The following is a 4,616-nucleotide window of genomic DNA, read 5'->3' on the forward strand; positions in this document are numbered from 1 at the left end:
AGTTGTTGCGTAGTGCTTGGTGACCAGGACGGCTGGGGCACAAATAGGTTGTCAAAGGCCGAGTCGATTTTGGGGACTGGGATGTCCCAAAATCTATCACGAGGCCGAAGACACGCTTGCGGTTATGGTCCTGCGCCCATCGTACATGCAAAGGATTTTACCGGAAATGATCCGCTCTGCCTGAACCCCTACCCGGCGGGTACCTGGACCAATGAAATCGTGGTATGTGACCGGGGAACCAATGCCCGTGTCGACAAGAGCGCCAATGTGGCCGCCGGTGGCGCCAAGGGTTTCGTGCTCGCAAATACGGCGGAACAGGGCGAGTCCCTGAGCATGGACCCGCACAGCATTCCGGCCATACATATTGGTGTTGCCGACGGTGATCTGTTGCGCGCCTGGCTAGACAGTGGCAGCGGGCACATGGCGACTCTTTCAGGAACTATCAAGGAAGTGAACACCAATTTTGGTGACATCATGGCCAGCTTCAGTTCCCGTGGGGCGAACCGGGCCCTGCCGGACATCATCAAGCCGGATGTGTCTGCCGCCGGGGGTGGGGATCATCGCAGCCCAGGGTGTGAATGACCCGGTTCCGGCAGAATGGGGCACAAATAGCGGTACTTCCATGGCCAGCCCTCATGTGGCCGGTGCGGGTGCATTGCTCAAGACCCTGCATCCGGACTGGACGCCGACGGAGATGCAGTCGGCGCTGATGACGACTGCGGTGACCATGGGGGTGCGCAAGGATGGCAGGTCCACCCCGGCCGACCCTTTCGACAGGGGCGCCGGTGTGGTGGATCTTGCCGCTATAGCTAAAAACAGCGTGGGGCTGGTGCTGGATGAAACCGAGGCCGACTATATCAGCGCCAATCCCGCCATGGGTGGGGACCCGAAGCAACTGAATCTGGCCAGTTTCGGGAACAGTCTTTGCGTGGGGTTCTGCAGCTGGACGCGTACCCTGACCAGCGTAGCGCCATCCACCCTCGACTGGACGGCGTCAGTGACCAATCCTGAGGGCTGGAAGCTTTCCGTTTCGCCCTCGCATTTCAGCATCATGCCGGGAGGTACACAGCAGATCACGGTGACCGCTCAGGCAGTCAAGCTGCCGACGCCAGACTGGTCTTTCGGCCAGATCAAGCTGACATCTTCTGTCGGCGCAATGCAGGCATTCCCCGTGGCGCTGTCATTTCAGACGCGGTCGCCCAGACCTGCGGGCAACTATACGGTGACAACCAGCGTGGATGATGCCAGCTGTGATACGGTGTATGGAGGTTATATCGATCTGGAGCAGTATGGTTTGTCTCCAGCTTCCGCTTTGCAGGGTGACAGCAGATATTGGACGGCCTTTTCGGATCAGAATCCGGTCAATTTCTATGGATTGGATTACACCGGGTTTGCATTTTCGGATGATGGCCTCATTGTTTTTGACAATGCGAACAATTTGGGCGGTCGCGTGTATGTTCCACAGTCCTTGCCGGATGCCGCCTTACCCAATAACCTGATCGCCATGCTCTGGAGTGATCTGGAAATCATCTACGATGACGGGGCAAGTGGCACGCAAAAAGGCATCACCCTGGCAACAGTGGGCAAGGATCTTTCCATCGTGGAGTACGATGATCCTGAAGTATGGAACAGTGGTGCTTCTGTAGGAGATTTCGAGGTCGTCATCAACAGCACGGTGAACAATGACCCCGGCCATCCTGAAATCATCGTTGCCTTCGACAACCTGAATCCTGATGCCTTGCCCGACCTCGCCACCGTCGGTGTCGAGAGCATCGGTGGCAAGGAAGCGGCAGCCTACCTGAGCAATGCGGATCCTGCTGTTCTCAGCGATGGTCTCATGGTGTGTTTCGACTATCAGAAACACCCCGGCAACTGCAGGGACTACTGGATCCTGGATTCAGGAAGCGTTGTCAACCAAAAAGCCTATGAAGCCACCAAAGTCATCTTTGCGGGAAAAGACTTTGCGGTGGGCGAGGGCGGCAATCTGGTGCTGCAATCGGGAGGCATTGTGGGTTTGTTCCCGGGGTTCAGGGTGGCAGCCGGCGGCTCCATGAGTGTGTCCGTGGATTTTGCATCGGTGTGCCCGTTGTAGCCTTCTGCCGTGTTTTCCCGAAGCAGGGGACGTAAGTCCCCTGCTTTTTTGGGAAGTGTAGTGGGATTCAGGGTATAATCCGCCCCTTTTCCCGCATACCGGCCCCAAATTGTGATCAGTAAACTCCGTAACATCGCCATTATCGCACACGTCGACCATGGCAAAACGACCCTCGTCGATGAACTCCTGAAACAGTCCGGCACTCTTGGAGAGCGCTTTGGCGAGGTCGAGCGGGTGATGGACTCCAATGATCTGGAAAAGGAGCGGGGCATCACCATTCTTTCCAAGAATACGGCCATCAAGTGGAAGGATTACCGCATCAACATCGTGGACACCCCGGGCCATGCCGATTTCGGTGGCGAGGTGGAACGGGTGCTGTCCATGGTGGATTCGGTGCTGCTGCTGGTGGACGCGGTGGAAGGGCCCATGCCCCAGACGCGTTTTGTGACCCAGAAGGCTTTCGAGCATGGTTTGCGTCCCATCGTGGTGGTGAACAAGATCGACCGCGATGGCGCCCGCCCGGACTGGGCCATTGACCAGGTGTTCGACCTGTTCGACCGCCTGGGCGCCACGGATGAGCAGCTTGATTTTCCCATCATCTACGCTTCGGCCATTAACGGTTATGCTTCCGATGACAGCGAGGTGCGCGAGGGAGATATGACGCCCCTGTTCCAGGCCATCGTGGACAACTGCCCAGAGCCTGATGTCGATCCGGACGGGCCTTTCCAGATGCAGATTTCCAACCTGGACTACAGCAGCTATGTCGGCGCCATCGCCGTGGGGCGCATCACCCGGGGAAAAGTGCGGCCAAACCAGCAGGTGATGGTACACAAATATGACGGGGAAGAGCACAAGGCCAAGATCGGCATTGTGTATGGTTATATGGGGCTGCAGCGCCATGAAGTGCCCGAAGCCAGCGCCGGCGACATCATCGCCATCACCGGCATCGAGGCGCCCAATGTCTCCGATACCCTGTGTGATCCCGAGCATGTGGAGGCCCTGCCGCCCCTGACCGTGGATGAGCCCACGGTATCCATGACTTTTCAGGTCAACACCTCGCCCTTCGCCGGCAAGGAGGGCAAGTACCTGACCTCCCGTCAGCTCAAGGAGCGCCTGGAGCGGGAGCTCATCGCCAACGTGGCCCTGCGGGTGGAAGAAGGTACCGATCCGGAGAAATTCAAGGTCTCGGGTCGGGGTGAGCTGCATTTGTCCATCCTGCTGGAAAACATGCGCCGGGAAGGCTTCGAGCTGGCGGTTTCCCGTCCTGAGGTCATCTTCCGGGAAATCGATGGCGAAGTCTGCGAGCCTTACGAGCAGCTCACCGTGGATGTGGAGGAACAGCACCAAGGCGCCATGATGGAAGCCCTGGGGCAGCGTAAGGGACAGCTCAAGGACATGACCCCGGACGGCACCGGCCGGGTGCGTCTGGACTACATCATTCCTTCACGGGGTCTGATCGGGTTCCAGACCGAATTCATGACCAGCACCTCGGGCACCGGCCTCATGTACCATGTATTCGATCACTATGGCCCGGCTCAGCACGGCGGCATCGCTCCGCGCAGCAACGGTGTGCTGATTTCCAACAGCATGGGAAAGGCGCTGGCCTATGCGCTGTTCAATCTGCAGGAGCGGGGGAAACTGTTCGTGGAGCATGCGCAGGATGTGTACGAAGGCCAGGTTATCGGCCTGCATGCGCGGGACAATGACCTCACCGTCAACCCCACCAAGGGCAAGCAGCTTACCAATGTGCGCGCCTCCGGCAAGGACGAATCACTGATCCTCACACCGCCGGTGCAGTTCAGCCTGGAACAGGCCCTGGAGTTCATCGAGGACGATGAACTGGTGGAAATCACCCCCGGCGCCATACGCATCCGCAAGAAATTCCTCAAGGAACATGAAAGGAAGAAGGCGCGCCGGGAAAACGTCTGATTCAGTCGCCGCTGTGCGCCTTTGGGCGCCAGCCCGACAGGGTCACAGGCAGGTGTGTGCAGCCTGTCCTGCAGCCAGTTTTTCAGCCCGCCGCCAAGGATCTTTAGCATCAGCCACAACAGGCCCACAAGCCTGGGAAGTAGCAGCAACATGGATTTCCAGGCGGGCTCGGATTTTTCATTGCCATCGGCGGCCTTGGGAAAGGCGATACACATGAACATTCAGTCCCTTTTCTGTGGAATGAGGCCAGCCTACCCCCGGTTCAGGCTTCATTGCCATGATAAATGTCAGCCCGCAGGTCCGGTGGCATCTGCAGGTAATAACCCTCCTCGGCCAGTTGCTTCAGCACCTTCTCCGCATTTGCCCGGGCCAACCGGCGTTCCGGATGCAGCTCCAGTTCCATCACCAGTGTGGCCGGCGCGCAGAAACGTGCCATGAGCAATTCAGGTACAGCGTCGAAATCATCTTCTTTTGCTAGTTAGTTCCCGTCTATAAATGCCAAGTCATTGAAATTCAATTGAAAAACCGAAAAAAGACGATGAGAAATCCGGTGCAGGATGGTACAATTATGATCTAAAGCATTGATACATAAGAA

At 57.6% G+C, this 4,616-nt stretch carries 3 protein-coding genes and 1 pseudogene; 3 read left to right on the top strand and 1 reads right to left on the bottom strand.

Annotated elements, in window-relative coordinates:
• Positions 1–81 precede the first annotated feature (81 nt).
• The 3 genes from ACOCD2_RS12870 to typA all read left to right on the top strand — a co-directional run bounded on the left by ACOCD2_RS12870 (position 82) and on the right by typA (position 4,021).
• On the top strand, positions 82–582 hold the full coding sequence (locus ACOCD2_RS12870; protein ID WP_293648013.1) for a PA domain-containing protein: 501 nt from the start codon (positions 82–84) through the stop codon (positions 580–582).
• The gene (locus ACOCD2_RS12875) at positions 575–2,092 is read left to right on the top strand and encodes a S8 family serine peptidase (RefSeq protein WP_293652568.1); all 1,518 of its coding nucleotides are present in this window, start codon (positions 575–577) and stop codon (positions 2,090–2,092) included. Before ACOCD2_RS12870 ends, ACOCD2_RS12875 begins: the two co-directional genes overlap by 8 nt.
• Positions 2,093–2,203: 111 nt before the next feature.
• Positions 2,204–4,021, top strand: coding sequence for a translational GTPase TypA (gene typA, locus ACOCD2_RS12880; protein ID WP_293648017.1), 1,818 nt, complete (start codon positions 2,204–2,206; stop codon positions 4,019–4,021).
• 262 nt (positions 4,022–4,283) lie between these two features.
• On the opposite strand, the pseudogene ACOCD2_RS12885 reads toward typA, so the two are convergent.
• Positions 4,284–4,487 (bottom strand): annotated as a pseudogene (locus ACOCD2_RS12885) (YcgL domain-containing protein); the annotation flags it as partial.
• Positions 4,488–4,616 lie beyond the last annotated feature (129 nt).

The sequence above is a fragment of the Thiolapillus sp. genome, assembly GCF_048562965.1.
GTDB lineage: Bacteria > Pseudomonadota > Gammaproteobacteria > Chromatiales > Chromatiaceae > Thiolapillus > Thiolapillus brandeum_A.